The sequence below is a fragment of the Caulobacter sp. 602-1 genome (genome assembly GCF_003931565.1).
Taxonomy (GTDB): domain Bacteria; phylum Pseudomonadota; class Alphaproteobacteria; order Caulobacterales; family Caulobacteraceae; genus Caulobacter.
This window is the reverse complement of the sequence record NZ_RRYI01000002.1, coordinates 682,010-702,178: the sequence shown is the minus strand read 5'-3', so window position 1 is coordinate 702,178 and position 20,169 is coordinate 682,010. Positions and strand designations below refer to the sequence as shown.

Sequence of the window (20,169 nt, the reverse complement as noted above, 5' to 3'; positions counted from 1 at the left end):
CGTCGGCGGGACGGGCCCGGCGCCTCGTCAGGCCGCCGCCCCCCGAGTCCGCGCGGCCGGGTCGTAGTTGAGGATCGGCGCCAGCCAGCGTTCGGCCGTGGCCACGTCCCAGCCCTTGCGGCGGGCATAGTCCTCGACCTGGTCCGCGTCGATCTTGCCAACCCCGAAATAGTGCGCCTTGGGGTGGCTGAAATAGAGACCCGAGACCGCCGCGCCCGGGGTCATCGCGTAGCTCTCGGTCAGCTTCAGGCCGGTGGCCGCCTCGGCGTCCAGCAGCTTGAACAGCGCGCCCTTCTCGGTGTGGTCGGGCTGGGCCGGATAGCCGGGCGCGGGACGGATGCCCTGATAGGTCTCGGCGATCATCACGTCGGTGTCGGCCGCCTCGTCGGGCGCGTAGCCCCAAAGCTCGACACGCGCCTTGTAGTGCAGCCATTCAGCGAACGCCTCGGCCAGGCGGTCGGCCAAGGCCGACGCCATGATGGCGCTATAGTCGTCGCCGGCGTCCTTGAACATCTTGACGATCTCGTCCTCGCCGTGGCCAGCGGTGACGGCGAAGCCGCCGATATAGTCAGCGCCCTGTCCGATCGGCGCGACGAAATCCGACAGCGCCACGTTCTGCTTGCCTTCGCCCTTGTCCATCTGCTGGCGCAGGGTGTGGAAGCGCGAATATTCGGCCGTTCGGGTCTCGTCCGTATAGAGAACGATGTCGTCGCCCTGGGCCTGGGCCGGCCAGAAGCCGATCACGCCCTTGGCGCCGAACCACTTCTCGGCGACCACCCTGTCCAGCATCTCGCGGGCTTCGCGATAGAGGTCGGTGGCGGCCTGGCCGACCACGTCATCCTCCAGGATTTGCGGGAAGCGCCCGATCAGCTCCCAGCTGGCGAAGAACGGCGACCAGTCGATGAACGGAACCAGCTCCTCCAGGCTCGGCTCGAACGTGCGCGCGCCGATGAAGCTCGGTTTGGGCGGCACATAGCCGTCCCAGTCGATGACGAACTTCCGAAGCCGCGCCTCGGCGATGCTGGTGCGCGCCTTGGCCGTCTGGCCGCGGGCGTACTGCTCGCGGATGCGGACATATTCGGCGCGGGTCTCGGCCTGCAGACGGTCGCGCTCGCTCGGCGACAACAGGCCCGAGACCACGCCCACCGCCCGGCTGGCGTCCAGCACATAGGTGGTCGAGCCCTTGTGATAGGCCGGCTCGATCTTGACCGCCGTATGGGTGCGGCTGGTGGTGGCGCCGCCGATCAGCAGCGGGATGGTGAAGCCCTGGCGCTCCATCTCGGAAGCCACAAACACCATCTCGTCCAGCGACGGCGTGATCAGGCCCGACAGGCCGATCATGTCGACGTTGTGCTTCTTGGCCTCGTCGAGGATGCGGTCGGCCGGGACCATGACGCCCAGGTCGATGACCTCGTAATTGTTACATTGCAGGACCACGCCGACGATGTTCTTGCCGATGTCGTGGACGTCGCCCTTGACCGTGGCCATCAGGATGCGGCCGGCCTGCTCGCGCGGCTTGCCGGCCTTTTCGGCCTCCATGAAGGGCTCCAGCCAAGCCACGGCCTGCTTCATGACGCGAGCCGACTTCACCACCTGCGGCAGGAACATCTTGCCCGAGCCGAACAGGTCGCCGACCACGTTCATGCCGTCCATCAGGTGACCTTCGATGACGTGCAGCGGCCGCTCGACCGACAGGCGCGCCTCTTCGGTGTCCTGGTTGATGAACTCGGTGATGCCGTGGACCAGGGCGTGGGTGATGCGCTCGTTCACCGTGCCCTTGCGCCATTCCAGGTTGGCGGTCTGGACCTGGCCCTTCTCGCCTTTGTAGCGCGGGGCCATGTCGACCAAGCGCTCGGTGTTGGAGACATTGGTCCGCTGCGGCCGGTTGAGGATCACGTCCTCGACGGCCTCGCGCAGCTCGGGATCCAGAGCGTCGTAGACTGGCAGGTCGCCGGCGTTGACGATGCCCATGTCCATGCCGGCGTTAATGGCGTGATACAGGAACACCGAGTGGATCGCCCGGCGCACCGGCTCGTTGCCGCGGAAGCTGAACGACACGTTCGAAACCCCGCCCGACACGCGGGCGTAGGGGCAGCGTTTCTTGATCTCGCGCGTGCCCTCGATGAAGTCGACGGCGTAGTTGTCGTGCTCCTCGATGCCCGTCGCCACGGCGAAGATGTTGGGGTCGAAGATGATGTCCTCGGGTGGGAAACCCACCTTGTCGACCAGGATGCGGTAGGCCTTCTCGCAGATCTCGATCTTGCGGGCGGCGGTGTCGGCCTGGCCGACCTCGTCGAAGGCCATGACCACCACGGCGGCGCCATAGCGCAGGCACAGCTTGGCCTGCTCGATGAACTTGGCCTCGCCTTCCTTCATCGAGATCGAATTGACGATCGCCTTGCCCTGGACGCACTTCAGGCCCGCCTCGATCACCTCCCACTTGGAGCTATCGATCATCACCGGCACGCGGGCGATGTCCGGCTCGGCGGCCATCAGGTTCAGGAAGGTGATCATGGCCTGCTTGGAGTCGAGCAGGCCCTCGTCCATGTTGACGTCGATGACCTGTGCCCCGGCCTCGACCTGCTGGCGCGCGACCGACAGCGCCTCGGGGTAGTTCCCCTCGACGATCAGCTTCTTGAACTTGGCCGAGCCGGTGACGTTGGTGCGCTCACCGATATTGACGAAGACGGGTCTCATGGTCGGTCGATCCAAATAAACCCGCCTTCCTCGCCCTTGTGGCGAGGACCCAGGGCGCCGCTAACTCGGCGCCTGGAAAGTCGGGCTCCGCATCAGCGGAAAACTAGGTCCTGGGCGCAAGGCCCAGGAAGGCAGAAGAGAGATAGCGGCTAAGCCAGCTCGAACGGCTCGAGCCCCGCCAGGCGCATGGCCTTGGGGCGCTCGGGGATCTGGCGGGGCGCGACACCGCGCACCTCGTCGGCCACGTGACGGATGTGATCCGGCGTCGTGCCGCAGCAGCCGCCCAGGATGTTGACCAGGCCGTCCTTGGCCCACTCGTGCAGGGCGTGGCCGGTCTGGTGCGGCTCCTCGTCGTACTGGCCCATGGCGTTGGGCAGGCCGGCGTTGGGGTAGGCCGCGACAAGCGTGTCGGCGATGCGGGCCATCTCGGCGATGTGCGGGCGCATTAGGTCCGCCCCCAGGGCGCAGTTGAAGCCCACCGCGAAAGGCTTGGCGTGCTTGATGCTGTTCCAGAACGCCTCGGCCGTCTGGCCCGACAGGGTGCGGCCCGAGCGGTCGGTGATGGTGCCGCTGATCCAGATCGGCAGCTCTTCATGGCCCTCGTCGCGCAGGTCGAGAATGGCCTTGATGGCAGCCTTGCAGTTCAGGGTGTCGGTGATGGTCTCGATCAGGAAGAGGTCGACGCCTCCTTTGTAGAGCGCGTCCACCTGCTGGCGATACGCCGCGTAGACCTGGTCGAAGGTCACCTTGCGCGCGCCCGGATCGTTCACGTCCGAGGACATCGACAGCATCACGTTCAGCGGCCCGATCGAGCCGGCGATGAACTTTGGGCTGGCCGGATTCTGCGCGTTCCAGCGGTCGGCCACCGAGCGGCCGATCCTGGCGCCCTCGAGATTGATGTCCCAGACGTCCTGTTCCGACAGGTGATAATCGGCTTGGGCGATCGTGGTGCCCGAGAAGGTGTTGGTCTCCGAGATGTCCGCGCCGGCGGCGAAATAGGCGTCATGCAGTTCGGCCACGAGATCCGGCCGGGTCAGGCACAGGATGTCGTTATTACCCTTCATCTGGCCGTTGTAGCCGGCGAAGCGCTCGGCGCGGTAGTCGGCCTCGGTCAGGCCCTTCTTCTGGAACATCACGCCCCAGGAGCCGTCCAGGATCAGGATCTTCTGCTTGGCGGCGGCCTTGAGGGCGGCCACGCGGTTCGCGCGGATGGAAAGGTCGGTCATTTCCGGACTCCGGAAGCCGCCGCCTGCTGGCGCGCGAGCTCTTCATTGAAGGCGGCCTCCGAGTCGGCGACGAAGCGCGTCAGCTCGGTCGGATCGACGAAAGCGTTGGGGTCGCCGCGCAGCTGCTTCTTGCGCTTGGCCAGCAGGTCGCCCTGCTCCTCGTGCGCCGGCAGCATCACATCGGTCGGGATGGCCCGCAGCTTGGCGAAGCTGCCACGATAGTCGGCGACGATGTTTCGGTGGGTCTTGTTGCCGACCAGCACATTGCCGGCCACGGACAGCGAGCACGGGAAGGTGACGGTCAGCGGCCGCCCCTTCTCGATCACGGCGGTGGTCCAGCTGGTGCAGCCGATCGTGTGGCCGGGCGTCAGGTGGGCGACCAGCGCCGTCTCGCCCAGCTTCAGCTTCTGGCCGTCGCCGAACGCCTTGTCGACCTTCACCGCCGGCATGGGCGTGGGGCCGTTCTCGTTGTCGCCGATATGGTGGCCCTGCTCGATCGCCGGCTCGTCGCCGCGCGAGATCCACAACTTGGCCGTTGGGATGTCGGCCTTCAGCTGAGCCAGACCGCCGGCGTGGTCGTAGTGGGCGTGGGTGTTGATCAGGATCTTCACATCGGCCAACTGGAAGCCCAGCGCGGCGATGTTCCGCTCGATCTGCTTGCCGACCTCGGCGTTCGGCCCGCCGTCCAGCAGCACATGACCTTCGGACGATGTCATCAGCCAGGACGAGATGCCCTCGGTCCCGACGTAATAGATGTTGCCCACGACGCGGTAGGGCTTGGTCGGCTTGGTCCAGTTGGCGGGCATGTCGGCGTGGGCCGCCGGGGCCAGGGCCAGGACCGACGCCGCCAGGGCGATCAAAAAGCGCTTCATGCCGCCGCCTCCGCCGGGGCCGGTGAAACCTCGCGAACGCCCAGCACACGGCAGATCGCATAGACCAGGTCGGCCCGGTTCAGGGTGTAGAAGTGGAAGTCCTCGAAGCCCTGCTCCTGCAGCTTGGCGCACATCTCGGCGGCGACCGAGCAGGCGATCAGGCGACGCGTCTCGGCGTCGTGCTCCAGGCCGTCGAAAAGGTTGCCCAGCCACGATGGGATCGCCGTCTGACAGGCGGCGGCCATCTTCTTGAGGCCCGCGAAATTGGTCACCGGCATGATCCCCGGCACGATCGGGATCGTGATCCCGGCGTCGCGGACCTTGTCGACATAGCGCAGGAAGGCGTCCAGATCGAAGAAGAACTGGCTGATGCCCAGCGTCGCGCCGGCGTCGACCTTCTGCTTCAGCACATCGATGTCGTGCTCCAGCGACGGACTTTCCGGATGCTTCTCAGGATAGACGCCGACCAGCACCTCGAACGGCGCGATGCCGCGCACGGCCTTGGTCAATTCGGTGGCGTTGGCGTAGCCGTCGGCGCGCGGGACATAGACGCCGCCGATGCCGCCCTCGCCCGGCGGCGGGTCGCCGCGCAGCGAGACGATGTGGCGAACGCCCGTCTCCCAGTACTCACGGATCACCTCGTCGACCTCGTCGCGCGAGGCGCCGACGCAGGTCAGGTGGGCGGCGGGCTTGAGAGTCGTTTCGTCCAGGATGCGCTTGACCGTGCGGTGCGTGCGCTCGCGGGTCGATCCGCCGGCGCCGTAAGTCACCGAGACGAAGGCCGGGTCCAGCGGGGCCAGGCGGGTGATCGCCTGCCACAGGCTCTCTTCCATCGCCGGGGTCTTGGGCGGGAAGAACTCGAACGAGACGCGCGGACGATAGGTGCGCTCGCCAGCGCGGGCGACGGGACCGATCACGCGGCGGGTGGGCGGAAGGGTCATGCGGCGTTCCTCTCGGCCACGGCGGCGACGGGGCGCCGGGCCGTCCAGATCTTGACGGTCAGCCCCTCGGCCGTGGCCGGCGGCAGGGCGATATTGCTTTCCAGATGCAGGCCCGCGGCCTGCAGCCAGGTGACGATCTCGACGTCGTCGAAGCCCAGGCGGCGGTGCTGGTGAACCTCGCGCAGGAACTCGTGGTCGTGCGGGGCGAAGTCGGCGATCAGCAGCAGGCCGCCGGGCGTCACCAGCCGCGCGGCCTCGGCTACCGCGTGGGCGGGATCCGAAAGGTAGTGCAGCACCTGATGCACGGTGACCAGATCGGCGCAGCCGCCCGGCAGGCCCGTGCGGAAGATGTCGCCATGACGCAGTTCGCAGCGGGTCAGCCCGGCCTTGGTCACCTCATCGCGGGCGATGTTCAGCATCTGCTGCGACAGGTCCAGGCCCAGGGCGTTGCTGACTCGCTTGCCCAGCAGGGTCAGCATGCGCCCCGCGCCGGCGCCCAGATCGACCATCTCGTCGAAGGGGCCCTCCCCCGCGGCCCGCAGGATCGCGGCCTCGACCTCGGCCTCGTCGACATACAGCGAGCGGATCTCGTTCCAGCGCGCGGCGTTGCGGGCGAAATAGGCCTGGGCGTCCGTCGAGCGCTCGGCGCGCACGGCCGACAGCTTGTCGGCGTCCAGGCGCACGACGGGATCGGTGTCGTCGATCAGGTCCAGCGCTTGCTCGACCAGGAAGCGGCCCGGAGACTTTGCGGCCAGGCGGTAGAACACCCAGGCCCCGTCCGGAAAACGCTCGACCAGGCCCGCCTCGGCCAGCAGCTTCAGATGCCGCGAGACGCGCGGCTGGCTCTGGTCGAGGATCCGGCACAGCTCCAGCACCGACAGCTCCTCGGCCGCCAACAGGGCCAGCAGGCGCAGGCGCGTCGACTCGCCGGCGGCGCGCAGCACTTCGACAACCTGTTCGGCGGTGAGCTTCATGAGGACATAAAGATATCTTTATGTCCGATTTGGCAAGGGGAATTTATGCCTCGGCGTCGGCCGCAGGCGGCTCCCAGAGCTCGATTTTAACCCCGGCCGGGTCCATCAGCCAGGCGAAACGACCCATGCCGCCCTCGTCCTGCCGGCCCGTCGGCTCAACGCCCTCCGCGGCGGCCGTGGCCAGCACGCCGTCGATATCATCGACCACGAAATTGATCATGAACGGCGCGGCGGACGGCGCGAAATATTGAGTGTCGGCTCCGAACAGCGCCCAGTTGGTCGTCGCGGTCCTGGGAGACTTGAACACCGCCCCGCCCCACGAATGGATTTCGAAGCCCAGCACCCGCGCGTACCAGTCGCGCGCGGCTTGCGGATCCTCGGCCTTGTAGAACACCCCGCCCAGCCCCAGCACCTTGGCCATCACCGATCCCCCATCGCGCTCGCCCAATCCTCGGACCACCTTAGCAGAGGCCACAGCGCCGCGATCAAGTCCGACCCGCGCGGGCTGAGGCGATAGCCGGCGTCGGCCGCCACGATGTCGGCCGCGCGCAACTCCGCCAGCCGTGTGTTCAGCGTGCCCGGCGGCAGTTCGGCCGCCGCCTGCAGGGCGCGGAAGGTCAGGACGCGGCCCTCGCGCAGCTCCCAGACGATCCGCAGCGCCCCGCGCCGACCGAGGAGGTCCAGCGCCGCCATGATCGGCCTGCCGCTGTCCGAGCCACGAACCGCACGCCCCGGCATGGGCGCTTCATTTTTTGTAGCATCTTCGGAATTTTCCATGTTACAAATTTTGTAGCACGGAGCACCACCGATGTCGCCACGGATCGAACCCGCCCAAGCCCCCTACCCGCCGAGCGTCGCCCGCACGCTGGAGCAGTTGAAGACGCCCGGCGACCAGCCGCTTTCGCTGTTTCGAACCCTGGCCCGCGACGAGCGCCTGTTCGCCCGCTTCACCGGCGGCGGGCTGCTGGACCCGGGCCATTTGACCTTGCGAGAGCGCGAGATCGTCATCCATCGCATCTGCGCTCTGAACGGCGCGGCCTATGAGTGGGGCGTCCACGCGGCGCTCTTCGCCAGCGCGGCCGGTCTCCGCGCCGAGCAGCTCGCCGCCACCACCGCCCCGGGAGTCGCCACCTGCTGGGGACCGCGCGAGGCGCTGCTGATCGGCTTCTGCGACGCGGTCAACGCCCGCGCCGACATCGACGACGCCCTGTGGGCGCGCCTGGCCGAGGCCTTTTCCGAAGGGGCCCGGATCGAGCTGATGATGCTGGCCGGCTTCTATCGGACGGTCAGCCTGCTGGTGAACGGTCTGCGGTTGGAGCCCGAGCCCTTCGCCGCGCCGTTCCCGCCCTAGGCCGCCACGGGAGTCGCCAGCGGCTCGCCGTGGAAGTAGCGGCGCAGGTTCTCCAGGGTCAGGCTGACCATGGCCGGGATGCTGTCCAGGGTCGCGCCGGCCGTGTGCGGGGTCAGCACCGTGTGCGGCACGTTCGCCCAGCGCGCGGCCGGGGTCGGCTCCTGCGCGTACACATCGAGGGCGGCCATGCCGAGCGCGCCGCTCTTCAGGGCCTCGATCAGGGCGTCCTCGTCGATCAGGGCGCCGCGCGCGACATTGACGATCAGGCCCTGCGGCCCGACCGCCTCGATGACAGCCTGGTTGATCAGGTGATGGTTCGACGCGTCCGAGCGCGAGCAGACCACCAGCACGTCGCTGTCGCGAGCCAGGGCCAGCAGGCTGTCGGCGCGGGGATAGTCGGTCTCCTTGGGATGCGGCCCCCACCAGGCGATCTTCATCTCGAACGCCGTTAGGCGGTTGGCCACCGCCTCGCCGATATGGCCCAGGCCGACGATGCCGGCCTTGCGGCCGCGCAGACCATGGCGCGGGGCCATGCGCTCGGCATGGGTCCAGTGGCCCGAGCGCAGGCGATGATCGCCCTCGACAATGCCGCGCCAAGCGGCCAGGACAAGGCCCACCGCGTGATCGGCGACGTCGGCGGCGTTCAGGCCGGTGGAATGGGTGACGGCGATGCCATGGGCCTTGCACCAGGGCACGTCGACGCCGTCATAGCCGACGCTGACGCAGGCGATCAGGCCCAGTTGCGGCATTTCCGAGAGCATGTCGCGGGAGAGCGCGAACTCGCCGGCGTGAACGATGGCCCGAACCCGCCGTCCCGGCCCCTCTAGAAAGGCCATCCGGTCGGGATGGTCCCATAGTCGATGCACCTCGTAGGCGTTCTCCAGCAGCGGCTGCAGCGGCAGCAGCATCTCGTGCGAGAGCAGGATGTGAGGCTTGTCGACGGGCGCCTTCGGGGAATCCGGCATGCATGTCCTCCAACTGCGCGGGTCGTTGAGCCCGCGGCGGATCTTTGTCTCGCCCCCGGCGCCTCGGTGGAAACGCCTATTGAGAAGCTAGGCAGAGCCCTGCGCTGACGCCAGTGTCGGTCACATCACGCTGTGGTGACGAAGCCGGCCCGCGCGGCAAGAACCCGATCCGGACGCGGCGGTTCCGCCAAGCGCCATTTTGCAAGGCCAAGCTGTGAACAACCGCCGCCGCGAGGGGTTTTGCTGACGGCGCCACCAGGCGCTTCAGATCCGGAGAATTCCAGATGTTGACCAAGATGCTCGCCGCCACCGCGGCCCTGTCGATGTTGGCGTGCGGCGGCGTGGCGCTGGCCGCCCAGGCCAAGTCGTCGGTCCAGACCGGCCCCAAGCAGCCGATCCCCTATTCGCAGCTCGACGCCTACGACAAGGCTTCGCCCAAGGCGCGGGCCAGCAAGGACTGGTGGGCCGGCTCCGCCAGCGCCTCGACCGGCATGTCGACCGACACCAGCGCCACCCTGCCGCCGGCCACGTCGAGCGCGCCCGATACGGCCGTGAACCCAGCGCCGTCCGCCTCCCCCAGCTTGCCGACGACGCCACCGACCAACGCGCCGATGACCGAGGATAAGATGACCCAGCCCGGCGCCGCGGCCACCCCGCCGATGTCTTCGCCGGCCGATCCGAAGTAGGCCCTTGGCCGGGACGGCCCGCGCCGTCCCGGCGGCTTAGCCGCCGAAGATAAAGTCGGCCTTGTAGTAGCCGTTGGCCGGATCCAGGATGTTGACAGCGAACGGTGCGGAGCCGTCGGCGAGGTCCATCAGCCAGGCGTCGTTGGACTTGGCCATGACCCCGAGGTTCTCGGTCGCCGCCGCCGCCAGCAGGAAGCCGACCATGGCCGCCTTGGTGCCGATGCCGGCCGCGCCATCACCGCCATAGTAGGCGAGGTAATCGACCCGCGTGTCGATCAGCGCGTGAACCTTGGCGTCGGTCGGCGTCCCTCCGAAAATCGTCGCATAGGCCTTCTTCGTTGCTTCGAACAGCGACAGCGACCCGTAGGTGGCCGCGAAGCTGTCCTTGGCCTCGCCGTTCTTGCCCAGATTGACCGCGAAGTTGATGTAGCGGTTCACCGTATCGAACGTGGCGTAGTAGGCGCTGTTCAGGTTGGTCGGGTTCGGACCGGTTGGCGAAACAAGGAAGTCTACGCCTCCCTGAGTCGGCACCTTGCCCGTAAAGAACTGGTAGCTCATCGACGCGACCGAGGTGGTGGCGTCGGCGGCGTTGACGATTGCGGCCGTGACCTGGACGTCCGAAAGCTGCCCCACGCTCCACCTCACCAACAGGTCCGCCGCCAAGGTCGACACGGCAGCCGTGTTACTCTGCCGAAGGATAGCGTTCATCTCGGAGGCGATCTCTGCGCTCGACGGTGGGTTCGGGAAGAGGATGCTCTCAATATTTAGCAGTCTGTCGGTCCCGTCCGGGGAGCCGGCGCGGAGGTCGGTCACGGTCGTGGAACCGTCGCTGTTCTGGACCACCGAATAGTTGGCCTTGCCGCCCAGGTAACGGGCCGTATCAGCTCCCGCGCCGCCGTCCAGCACGTCGTCGCCGCCCCCGCCAATCAGCACGTCGTCGCCCGCTCCGCCCTCGATCTGGTTGGCGCGCCCATCACCCGTCAAGGTGTCGCCGAAGGCCGAGCCGACGAGGTTTTCGATGCTGACCAAGATGTCGGCGCCCGCGCCCTTGGTGTCCTGGCTGGACCCGCTCAGCAACAGGTTCACGGTCACGGCGACGCTCGCGCTACCATAGTAGGCGGTGTCGACGCCCGCGCCGCCGTCCAGCCGGTCGGCGCCGTCGCCGCCGATCAGGCGGTCGTTGCCGGCGTCGCCGTAGAGCTGGTCGTCGCCAGCTCCGCCGTTCAGCACATCATCGCCGGCGAAGCCCTGCAGGCGGTCCGCGCCCGCGCTGCCGGTGAGGGTGTCAGCGCCGTCCGTACCGCCGTCCGCCTTGAGGACGGCCATGTTGACCGAGACCACGCTCTTGCCGTCGAAGACGATCAGCCGCGCGCCGTCATTGCTGAGGATGACGCGGTCGCCATAGGCGGCGCTGGCATAGTTGGTGTCGCCGCCGTTCGGCGCGATGTCCACGTTCAGCGAATAGACTTGCTCTATGCCCCAGGTTTCGGTGGAGAACTTGAAGACCCGATCGGTCATGGAGTCGACGACGAGCAGGTGCTTGCCATCGGCGCTGAAATCCATGCCGAAAACCGACGAAAGCTCCGGGTGCAGGCTGCTCAGATTGACGAGGTATTTGAGCGAGCCGTCGTAGACGTGCAGCTTGTCCGTATAGTGGGCGATACACGAGCCATCTCCCGATATCGCTTGGACGCCACGGTTGGGGCCGTAGACCCCGTCCTTGTACAGGTCGTGCGCGGCGGCTTGCGCGCCACCCTTCAGGATAAAGAGCGGCGCGGCCGTCGAGCCGGTCTCCGCCAGCAGGACCGTCTGGTGGTCGTCGGTGACCGACAGCACGGGCTGGGTATAGGTGCTGGATCCGCGCGTGAACAAGCCCGACGTGAGATCCAGCGTCGTGACCGGCGTCCAGCCCGACCCGCCAAAGCCCTGCGTGAACATGACTTTGCCGTCGCTGGTGAAGGCCACGTCGGCGAAGCCGCGGTCATAGCCGGTGACCGTGGTCGCATAGTCCGTGACCTTGCCTGTGATGGTGTCCAGCAAATGGACCTTGATCGTAGCCTTGTAGCCCCACTGGTCTCCGGTCGGGTTCTCCAGCACGCCATCGGTGACCATGAGATAACGACCGTCGGCGGACACATCCATGCCGCCCAGGATGGAGCCAACCTTCCAGCGGCCAGAGATCTCGCCGCTCGAGGCGCTGTAGCCGGTGACATAGCCGTCGCTGTTGGCGACATAGACCGTCAGACCATCGGGCGAGAGAACAGCGTCGGCGAACGTCCCGGTGGCTATGGTCTGGGTCGAGCCGACTTGGGTGAGGCTCTCGATCGTCGCGTTAGTCGCCGACCGCGACAGCGTGACGGTCCGGTCGGTGAACCTGAGAGCCTCGACGTTCAGCAGCGTGTCGACGCCTTGAGCGCCGCGCACGGTCCATGAGCCGTTGTCGTCCAAAGTCCAGGTGTAGGCGCCGGAGGCCCCCGCATAGATGGCCGTGTCGAAACCCGCGCCGCCGTCGATCAGGTCGTCTCCGGCCCCGCCCTCGAAGCTGTTGTCGGCCTTGTCGCCCCGCAGGATGTCGGCGAAGACCGAGCCCTTCAACCCTTCGAAGCCTGTCAGCTTGTCCAAGCCGTCGCCGCGGGTGTTTTGCAGCGTTCCGACCTTGGACAGATCAACCCGCACCCCGGCGGTCGCATTCTCGTAGGACGCCACGTCGAAGCCCGCGCCACCGTCGAGCGTATCGTCGCCCGCGCCGCCATTCAGGACATCGTCGCCCCCGCCGCCGTCGATCCGGTTGCCCGTTGCGTCGCCGGTGAGCTTGTCGCCGAAGCTGCTGCCGACCAGGTTCTCAATCGAGACGAGCGTGTCCAGCCCCGCTCCCTTGGTATCCTGGGCGACGGCGATCTTCAGGTCGACCGTGACGCCCGACGACACGCCGCTGTAGTCGGCGGCGTCGACGCCCACGCCGCCATCCAGCAGGTCATTGCCATCCCCGCCCAGCAGCCGGTCGTCGCCAGCGTCGCCATAAAGCTTGTCGGCGCCGGCGCCTCCGCTCAGCACGTCATCGCCTGCGAAGCCTTGCAGGCGGTCGTCGCCCGGCCCGCCGGAGAGGTTGTCAGGACCGTCGGAGCCACCGTCCGGCGTCAGACCACTCAGCTTGACCGACACGACGCTGACGCCGTCGAAGATCATCAGGCGCGATCCGTCGTTGGAAAGCAAAACATGGTCGCCGTAGTTGATGGCGTTGACGTTGGCGGACGCCGACAGAATATCCACGCCCAGGCCGTAGACCTGCTCGACCTTCCAGGTCACGGTGGAGAATTCGAACAGTCGGTCAGTCGTCTGATCGACGACGAAGAGATGCTTGCCGTCGGCGCTGAAATCCATGCCGTAGACCCCAGTCAGTTCGGGGTACAGCTTGGTCAGGTTGACGAGATAATTCAGTGAACCATCGTAAACGTGCAGCGCACCCAGATACTGGGCCACGCGCGAGCCGTCGCCCGAAATGGCCTGGAAACCCTGGTTAAAGCCGCCGACCCCGTCCGCGTACCAGTCGTGAGAGGCGGTTTGAGCGCCGCCCTTGACGATATACAACGGCGCGTCCGAACTGTTGCCTTGCGTGAGCAGGATCGTCTTGTGGTCGTCCGAGGCCGAAAGCGTGCCGGTCGTCAGCGCCGTCTGCTTCAACGCGCCCGTGGCCGGGTCCAGGATCGTCGTTGGCGTCCCCGTATAGGCCGTGTCGCGTGTCAGCAAGATCCTGCCGTCATCAAGAAAGGCGACGTCGGCGAAGCCGTTCTTGTAGGTGCTGCCCTCGATTGCGTAATCCGCGATCTGGCCGGTGACGGTGTCCAGCACGTGGACCTTGATCCTGGCGTCAGAAATGGCCGGATCCAGGGCGCCGTCGGCGGCCACCAGATACCGGCCGTCAGCGGACATATCCATTCCGCTCAAGGCCAAACCCATTTTCCAGCGGCCCGCAAGCTCGCCCGTCGTGGTGTTGAAAGCGGTAACGTAACCCTCGTTGTCGGAAACATAGGCCGTCTGGCCATTCGGCGAGAGCACCGCGTCGCGGTACGCGCCCGTGGCCAGAATCTGGACCGCCCCGGCCGGGATCAGGCTCTCGATCGTCACATTGGCCGCAGAGGGAGAAAGCGTGATGGTCTTGTCGGTGAACTTCAGGCTTTCGATGTTCAGCAGGGTGTCCACACCCTCGCCCCCGCGCACGGTCCAAGAACCGTTGGCGTTCTGGCTCCAACTGTAGGCGGAGGACGCACCGGCGTAGATGGCCGTATCGACCCCCGCACCACCGTCGATGAGATCGTCTCCACCGCCTCCCTCGAAGGTGTTGTCGCCACTGTCGCCCTTCAGTGCGTCGGCGAAGGCCGAACCCTTCAACCCTTCGATGCCAGAGAGCTTGTCCAGGCCGTCTCCGCGGGTGTTCTGGACGGTCCCGACCTTTGTCAGATCGACCCGCACGCCGGCGATTGCGGCTTCGTACGAGGCGATGTCGAAACCGTCGCCCCCCTCAAGCGTGTCGTCCCCTATGCCGCCAATCAACAGGTCATCGCCTACCCCGCCGACTAAAGTGTCGCCGCCGACGCCGCCGCGCAGCGTGTCCGCTCCTGCGCCGCCTTCGAGACGATTGGCGTTCGCGTCGCCGGTCAACTTGTCGTTGAACGCGCTGCCGATCAGGTTCTCGATCCCGACCAGGCCGTCGTAGCCCGCCCCGCCGGTGTACTGGCCGTTGGTGATCGTCAGGTCCAAGGTCACGGCGGACGCGGCGCCGCTATAGTCGGCGGTGTCGACGCCCGCCCCCCCGTCCAGAACGTCGTCTCCCAGGCCGCCGATCAGGCGGTCGTCGCCATAGCCGCCGTAGAGCAGGTCGTTGCCGGCCCCGCCGTCGATCACATCGGCCCCGCCATAGCCCTTCAGCGTATTGGCCGAGGCGTCGCCCGTCATCGTCTCGGCGGCGTCGGAGCCGCCCATGGCGACGGTCGACAGCTCAATGGTGTTCAGCTTCGTGGCGTTCAAGACCAGCAGGTACTTGCCGTCCGACGTCAGGGTCAGCCCGTCGCCGTAGCGGACGCCGCCGTTGAAATAGGAATCCGTCGTCGAGAGCCCGGATGAGAAGCTGCTCTGGATGGACCAGTCCGTCGTCGATAGCTTGAGGATCTGGCCGTCGTTTCCGTTCAGGACATAGAGGCTGCCGCCGTCGGTGCTGAACGCTGCGGAGAAGACGAAGATCGACTCCTTCTGGAAGTCCGAGAGCAGCCCCTTGTAGTTCAAGGCGCCATCATAGATCACGCCGTACTTGCTGGTCGAACCGCCCTGGAAGATCAGGTTGCCGGCGGGCGAGATCGCCTGGACTCCGTAGTTGAAGCCGCTGATATTGTCTTTGTAGCCTTGGTGACTGGCGATGATGCCCACCCCGGTCTGGTAGAGCCAGATCGGCATGTCCGAGATGTTATCCTGCGCAACGATGACCCTCGTGCCGTCCGGCGAGGCCGAGAATGCGCCGTTGAGATAGGAGTTGCCGGCCGTCTTGAAGACGCCTGTGCTGGGATCAAGGGTCACATTGCTGTTGGAGAGCAGGATCTTGCCGTCCGCGGTGAACACTGCGTCGAAAAAGCCGCCGGAATAGCTGCTGCCTTCCATCACGAAGTCGCGGACCTGACCGGTCGCTAGCTCCATGACGTGGACCGTAACGGATATCGTCGTGGAGCCACCGGTGGGCTGCGTAAAGCTGCGCTCGGTCGCGACCAGGGACTTGCCGTCTTGGGAGATATCCATGCCCCCCAGCGTCGTCCCGACCTTCCAGCGCCCGGCCGCCTCGCCGGTGGCGACATTGAAGGCGCTGACGAAGCCGTCGCCGCTCGACACATAGGCGATCTTGCCGTCGTTGCTAAGGACGACGTCCTTGAGATCGCCCGTGGCGATCGTCTGGAAAGTACTCACGAACCCCACCCGACTTCGAACGCTTGGAGGTCCGCACTACACTATGTTGAGTTGAGGCGCATCAACCCACTAAATCGCCGGTGACGATCCCTACGAAAAAAGCCGCGGGTCACCCCGCGGCCTTCGATCGCCTGCCATTCGGCCCGTTTTTACCGCGCGAACTTCTGGAACTTGATGCGCTTGGGAATAAGGCTGTCGGCGCCCAGGCGGCGCTTCTTGTCTTCCTCGTACATCTCGAAGTTGCCCTCGAACCATTCGACGTGGCTGTCGCCCTCGAAGGCCAGGATGTGGGTCGCCAGGCGGTCCAGGAACCAGCGATCGTGGCTGATGACCACGGCGCAGCCGGCGAACTCCTCGAGCGCCTCTTCCAGGGCCTGCAGGGTTTCGATGTCCAGGTCGTTGGTCGGTTCGTCGAGCAGCAGCAGGTTGCCGCCGGTGGCCAGGGTCTTGGCCAGGTGGACGCGGTTGCGCTCACCGCCCGACAGCAGGCCGACCTTCTTCTGCTGGTCGCCGCCCTTGAAGTTGAAGCTGCCGACGTAGGCGCGGCTGTTGATCTCGCGCTTGCCGACGATCATCACGTCGGTGCCGCCGCTGATCTCCTCCCAGATGGTCTTGTTCGGGTCGAGCGCGTCGCGCGACTGGTCGACATACGAGAGCTTGACGGTCTCGCCGACCTTGACCGTGCCGGCGTCGGGCTGCTCACGGCCGGTGATCAGCTTGAACAAGGTCGACTTGCCGGCGCCGTTCGGGCCGATGACGCCGACGATGCCGTTCGGCGGCAGGCGGAACGACAGGTCCTTGAACAGCACCTTGTCGCCATACTCCTTCTCCAGTCCGTTGACCTCCAGCACCAGATTGCCCAGGCGCGGGCCGGGCGGGATCTGGATATGGGCCTGGGTCTGAGCGGCGCGGGCGTTCTCCTGCGCGGCGACCATTTCCTCGTACGAGGCCAGACGGGCCTTCGACTTCGACTGACGGGCCTTGGGCGAGCTACGCACCCATTCCAGTTCGCGGGTGAGCGCGCGCTGGCGGGCTTCGGATTCCGACTGCTCCTGGACGACGCGCTTGGTCTTCTGCTCCAACCAGCCGGAGTAGTTGCCCTCGTAGGGCACGCCCTTGCCGCGATCGAGCTCCAGCGTCCACTTGGTGACCTGATCCAGGAAGTAGCGGTCGTGAGTCACCAGGATGACGCAGCCCGGGAACTCTTCCAGGTGATGCTGCAGCCAGGCCACCGACTCGGCGTCCAGGTGGTTGGTCGGTTCGTCGAGCAGCAGCATGTCGGGCTTGCTGAGCAGCAGGCGCGCCAGCGCGATGCGGCGCTTTTCACCGCCCGACAGGCTTTCGATATTGGCGTCGTTGGGCGGACAGCGCAGGGCGTCGATGGCCATCTCGACCTTGGAGTCGATGTCCCACAGGTCGCGGGCGTCGATGATCTCCTGGAGCTTGGTCATCTCCTCCATCAGCTCGTCGGTGTATTCCTCGCCGAGCTGGGCCGCCAAAGCGTTGTACTTGTCGAAGATCTGCTTGTCTTCGCAGTCGGCGATGACGTTGCCCCAGACGTCCAGGGCCGGGTCCAGCACCGGCTCCTGCGGGAGATAGCCGCGCTTGATGCCGTCGGCGGCCCTGGCCTCGCCCTGGAATTCCTTGTCCAGGCCGGCCATCACCTTCAGCAGGGTCGACTTACCAGAGCCGTTGACGCCGACCACGCCGATCTTGGCGTCGGAATAGAACGACAGCCAGATGTTCTCGAAGACCTTCTTGCCGCCGGGATAGGCCTTGGTCAGGCCCTGCATCTGGAAAATATATTGCTGCGCCATGAGGGCTCGCGTTCTCGCTGGACGAGGGTTTCGGGGATTGGGCGCTGAAATAGCGGTCCGGAGAGCTTCGCGCAATCGTGGCGGGGTCCGCGCGGCCGGATCGGGGCGGGACAGCCGTCACGGTTCCGTCGTCAGACTGTCGGACAGCCGACACGGCTCCGTCGCCTCGCCGTCGTCGACCGCTGTTACCGCAGGCTCCCAACCGGCCCCTCCCTTGTCTCGGGCCGGATTGGGGACAGTCATGAAAAAGCACGCCTTGTTGCTGAGCGCCGCCGCCTGCGCGCTCGGCCTGTTCGCGCACCCGGCCTTCGCGGCCGACGACGCCAAGCCCGCCGACGCCGCCGCCGCGGCGCCGACCGCCGCGCCGGACGTCTCGGAAGTGGACGCCATCATCGTCCTGGGCCGTGGCGAAAGCCGCCAGGTTCAGGTCGTCAACGAGCAGCAGGTCGCCCTGCAGGCCGCCGGCTCCAGCCCGCTGAAGGCCATCGAGAAGCTGCCTGGCGTATCGTTCCAATCGGCCGACGCCTTCGGCGCCTACGAGTGGTCGACCCGCATCTCGATCCGCGGCTTCGACCAGAGCCGCCTGGGCTTTACCCTGGACGGCGTGCCGCTGGGCGACATGAGCTACGGCAACTACAACGGCCTGCACATCAGCCGCGCCATCGCCAGCGAGGACATCGGCAAGATCGAGCTGGCCCAGGGCGCGGGCGCCCTGTCGACCGCTTCGACCTCGAATCTCGGCGGCACGTTGCAGTTCTTCTCGCGCAACCCGACCGACGACTTCGGCCTGCAGGCCAACGCCACGGTCGGCTCGGACAACATGCACCGCGTGTTCGGCCGCATGGACACCGGCGCCATCGAGTCGCTGAACGGCCTGAAGGGCTATTTCTCGGTCGCCGAGCAGAAGGCCGACAAGTGGAAGGGCGGCTCCAAGCAGAAGCAGCTGCAGATCGACGGCAAGGTCGAGCTGCCGCTCGGCGAAAATGGCTCGCTGACGGCGTGGTGGGACCACTCCGAACGCCGCGAGCAGGACTACCAGGACATGTCGTTCGACATGATCAAGCGCCTGGGCCGCGACTTCGACAACTTCCAGCCCGACTGGGCCAAGGCCGTCGGCGTCGCCTCGGTGCTGAACAACCCGGCCAACTACGCCGGCGCCACGCCGCTGCTGAAGGGCGGCTACTGGACCGGCGTGGGCGTGAACCCGTACCGCGCCTACGGCGTCGACACCCCGGACGACGCCTACTACGCCGGCGCCGGCATCCGTGACGACGACCTGTTCGCCGCGACCTTCAAGCAGAAGATCGGCGACAACGTCCGCGTCGACCTGACGGGCTATGGCCACAAGAACAAGGGCCAGGGCCTGTGGTACACGCCCTACACAGTCAGCCCTGGCTACGGCACGACGGGTTCGACGGCGGCCCCGCTGTCGATCCGCACCACCGAGTATGACATCGACCGCAAGGGGTTGATCGGCAACCTGGTCGTCGACCTGGCCAGCCACCGGATCAGCGCCGGCTTCTGGCACGAGGACAACGACTTCGCCCAGGCTCGCCGCTTCTACGCCGAGACCCTGGCGGCCCCGTCGCGTGACCCGCTGGACTTCCAGTCCAACCCGTTCACCACCTCGTGGGAGTACAAGTTCAACACCAAGACCACGACCGGCTACGTGCAGGACGTCTGGTCGGTGACCGACGCGTTCAAGGTCAACTTCGGCTTCAAGGCCCTGAAGGTCGAGAACGAGGTCAAGGCCGTGGTCGGCGCGATGAACGGCAAGATCGAGAGCAAGGACAGCTTCCTGCCCCAGGTCGGCGCCGTCTACAGCCTGGACAACGGCGTCGAAGTGTTCGGCGGCTACACCGAGAACATGGCCGCCTTCGTGTCGGCCGCGACCTCCGGTCCGTTCGCCTCGCAGAACCAGACGGTCGTCGACTATGTCGCCAAGAACCTGAAGCCGGAAACCTCGAAGACCTTCGAGGGCGGCCTGCGCCTCAAGACGAGCCGCTTCCAGGGCGTGGCGGCCCTCTACCACGTCAAGTTCGACAACCGACTGGACAGCGCCTCAACGGCCCCGCCGATCCTGGGTCTGCCGGCCGTGCTGTCGAACGTCGGCTCGGTGACGACCAAGGGTGTCGAGGTCGCAGGCGAGTTCCGCATGACGGACGAGTGGTCTCTGTACGGCTCCTACAGCTACAACGACTCCAAGTATGACGACGACGTCCCGGGCGCCGGCGGCCTGGTGGCCATGAAGACCAAGGGCAAGGACGTGATCTACACGCCCAAGAACCTGCTCAAGGCCGAGCTGAAGTACGATAACGGCGGCCTCTATGCCCGCGCCGGCCTCTCGTATGTCGGCTCGCGCTGGTACACGTTCGAGAACGATGGCGGCAAGGTCGACAGCTATACGGTCGCGGACCTGACGGTCGGCTATCGCTTCAGCGACAGCGCCGCTCCGATGCTCCGCGGCCTGGAGATCCAGGCCAACGTCACCAACCTGAACGACGAGGACTACATCTCGACGGTGGGTTCGGGCGGACCGGCCAAGGCCGACCCGGGCGGCACGGCCATGACCCTGCTGCCGGGCGCCCCGCGCCAGGCCTATCTGACGATCAAGAAGCGCTTCTAGACCCGAAGCCTTGTCATCCGGCTCTCCGCTTCGCCGGGGTCGGATGACAAGAATAAATGCAGGGC

General features: G+C 66.5%; 12 protein-coding genes and 2 pseudogenes. 4 read left to right on the top strand and 10 right to left on the bottom strand.

Features of this window, described 5'->3' with window-relative positions:
* Positions 1–27: 27 nt before the first annotated feature.
* From metH to EIK80_RS07815, 7 genes are all read right to left on the bottom strand, one after another.
* On the bottom strand, positions 28–2,697 hold the full coding sequence (gene metH / locus EIK80_RS07845) for a methionine synthase (protein ID WP_370450206.1): 2,670 nt from the start codon (positions 2,695–2,697) through the stop codon (positions 28–30).
* Positions 2,698–2,846: 149 nt separating this feature from the next.
* The gene (locus tag EIK80_RS07840; protein WP_125156397.1) at positions 2,847–3,923 is read right to left on the bottom strand and encodes a homocysteine S-methyltransferase family protein; all 1,077 of its coding nucleotides are present in this window, start codon (positions 3,921–3,923) and stop codon (positions 2,847–2,849) included.
* The gene (blaCAU, locus tag EIK80_RS07835) at positions 3,920–4,795 is read right to left on the bottom strand and encodes a CAU/MBL1b family subclass B3 metallo-beta-lactamase (RefSeq protein WP_125156396.1); all 876 of its coding nucleotides are present in this window, start codon (positions 4,793–4,795) and stop codon (positions 3,920–3,922) included. Before blaCAU ends, EIK80_RS07840 begins: the two co-directional genes overlap by 4 nt.
* Positions 4,792–5,736, bottom strand: coding sequence for a methylenetetrahydrofolate reductase [NAD(P)H] (metF, locus tag EIK80_RS07830; RefSeq protein WP_125156395.1), 945 nt, complete (start codon positions 5,734–5,736; stop codon positions 4,792–4,794). The genes blaCAU and metF overlap by 4 nt, the downstream gene beginning before the upstream one ends.
* Complete coding sequence (locus EIK80_RS07825; protein ID WP_125156394.1) at positions 5,733–6,710, bottom strand: metalloregulator ArsR/SmtB family transcription factor; 978 nt, start codon at positions 6,708–6,710, stop codon at positions 5,733–5,735. The genes metF and EIK80_RS07825 overlap by 4 nt, the downstream gene beginning before the upstream one ends.
* Positions 6,711–6,753: 43 nt before the next feature.
* Positions 6,754–7,131: a VOC family protein gene (locus EIK80_RS07820; protein WP_125156393.1), complete on the bottom strand. Its 378-nt coding sequence runs from the start codon at positions 7,129–7,131 to the stop codon at positions 6,754–6,756.
* Positions 7,131–7,448, bottom strand: coding sequence for a helix-turn-helix domain-containing protein (locus EIK80_RS07815; protein ID WP_233586485.1), 318 nt, complete (start codon positions 7,446–7,448; stop codon positions 7,131–7,133). Before EIK80_RS07815 ends, EIK80_RS07820 begins: the two co-directional genes overlap by 1 nt.
* 70 nt (positions 7,449–7,518) lie before the next feature.
* Between EIK80_RS07815 and EIK80_RS26660 the strand changes: the two are divergent.
* Together EIK80_RS26660 and EIK80_RS26655 are read left to right on the top strand one after the other, a co-directional pair.
* Positions 7,519–7,803, top strand: a pseudogene (locus EIK80_RS26660) (carboxymuconolactone decarboxylase family protein); the annotation flags it as partial.
* Positions 7,751–8,061 (top strand): annotated as a pseudogene (locus tag EIK80_RS26655) (hypothetical protein). The pseudogenes EIK80_RS26660 and EIK80_RS26655, both read left to right, overlap by 53 nt.
* Here the strand turns inward: EIK80_RS26655 and EIK80_RS07805 are convergent.
* Entirely contained in the window at positions 8,058–9,026 is a 969-nt protein-coding gene (locus EIK80_RS07805; protein WP_125156391.1) for a 2-hydroxyacid dehydrogenase, read from the bottom strand. The pseudogene EIK80_RS26655 and the gene EIK80_RS07805 sit on opposite strands and share 4 nt — an antisense overlap.
* 284 nt (positions 9,027–9,310) lie before the next feature.
* Between EIK80_RS07805 and EIK80_RS07800 the strand changes: the two genes are divergently transcribed.
* Complete coding sequence (locus EIK80_RS07800) at positions 9,311–9,712, top strand: hypothetical protein (protein WP_125156390.1); 402 nt, start codon at positions 9,311–9,313, stop codon at positions 9,710–9,712.
* Positions 9,713–9,748: 36 nt separating this feature from the next.
* Here EIK80_RS07800 and EIK80_RS07795 read toward each other — a convergent pair whose 3' ends face one another.
* Together EIK80_RS07795 and ettA are read right to left on the bottom strand one after the other, a co-directional pair.
* Positions 9,749–15,661 (bottom strand): hypothetical protein, encoded by a 5,913-nt coding sequence (locus EIK80_RS07795; RefSeq protein ID WP_125156389.1) that lies wholly within the window; start codon positions 15,659–15,661, stop codon positions 9,749–9,751.
* Between the two features lie 149 nt (positions 15,662–15,810).
* The gene (ettA, locus tag EIK80_RS07790) at positions 15,811–17,478 is read right to left on the bottom strand and encodes an energy-dependent translational throttle protein EttA (RefSeq protein ID WP_125156388.1); all 1,668 of its coding nucleotides are present in this window, start codon (positions 17,476–17,478) and stop codon (positions 15,811–15,813) included.
* Positions 17,479–17,719: 241 nt separating this feature from the next.
* On the opposite strand from ettA, the gene EIK80_RS07785 reads away from it, so the two are divergent.
* Entirely contained in the window at positions 17,720–20,104 is a 2,385-nt protein-coding gene (locus EIK80_RS07785) for a TonB-dependent receptor (RefSeq protein WP_125156387.1), read from the top strand.
* The last annotated feature ends 65 nt before the right edge of the window (positions 20,105–20,169 follow it).

Excerpts from the sequence above, each read along its gene's own strand:
- EIK80_RS07800 (WP_125156390.1), top strand. The coding sequence starts at position 9,311 with ATGTTGACCAAGATGCTCGCCGCCACCGCGGCCCTGTCGATGTTGGCG.
- metH (WP_370450206.1), bottom strand. The coding sequence starts at position 2,697 with ATGAGACCCGTCTTCGTCAATATCGGTGAGCGCACCAACGTCACCGGC.
- EIK80_RS07805 (WP_125156391.1), bottom strand. The coding sequence starts at position 9,026 with ATGCCGGATTCCCCGAAGGCGCCCGTCGACAAGCCTCACATCCTGCTC.
- metF (WP_125156395.1), bottom strand. The coding sequence starts at position 5,736 with ATGACCCTTCCGCCCACCCGCCGCGTGATCGGTCCCGTCGCCCGCGCT.
- EIK80_RS07815 (WP_233586485.1), bottom strand. The coding sequence starts at position 7,448 with ATGCCGGGGCGTGCGGTTCGTGGCTCGGACAGCGGCAGGCCGATCATG.
- EIK80_RS07820 (WP_125156393.1), bottom strand. The coding sequence starts at position 7,131 with ATGGCCAAGGTGCTGGGGCTGGGCGGGGTGTTCTACAAGGCCGAGGAT.
- EIK80_RS07785 (WP_125156387.1), top strand. The coding sequence starts at position 17,720 with ATGAAAAAGCACGCCTTGTTGCTGAGCGCCGCCGCCTGCGCGCTCGGC.
- blaCAU (WP_125156396.1), bottom strand. The coding sequence starts at position 4,795 with ATGAAGCGCTTTTTGATCGCCCTGGCGGCGTCGGTCCTGGCCCTGGCC.
- EIK80_RS07825 (WP_125156394.1), bottom strand. The coding sequence starts at position 6,710 with ATGAAGCTCACCGCCGAACAGGTTGTCGAAGTGCTGCGCGCCGCCGGC.
- ettA (WP_125156388.1), bottom strand. The coding sequence starts at position 17,478 with ATGGCGCAGCAATATATTTTCCAGATGCAGGGCCTGACCAAGGCCTAT.
- EIK80_RS07840 (WP_125156397.1), bottom strand. The coding sequence starts at position 3,923 with ATGACCGACCTTTCCATCCGCGCGAACCGCGTGGCCGCCCTCAAGGCC.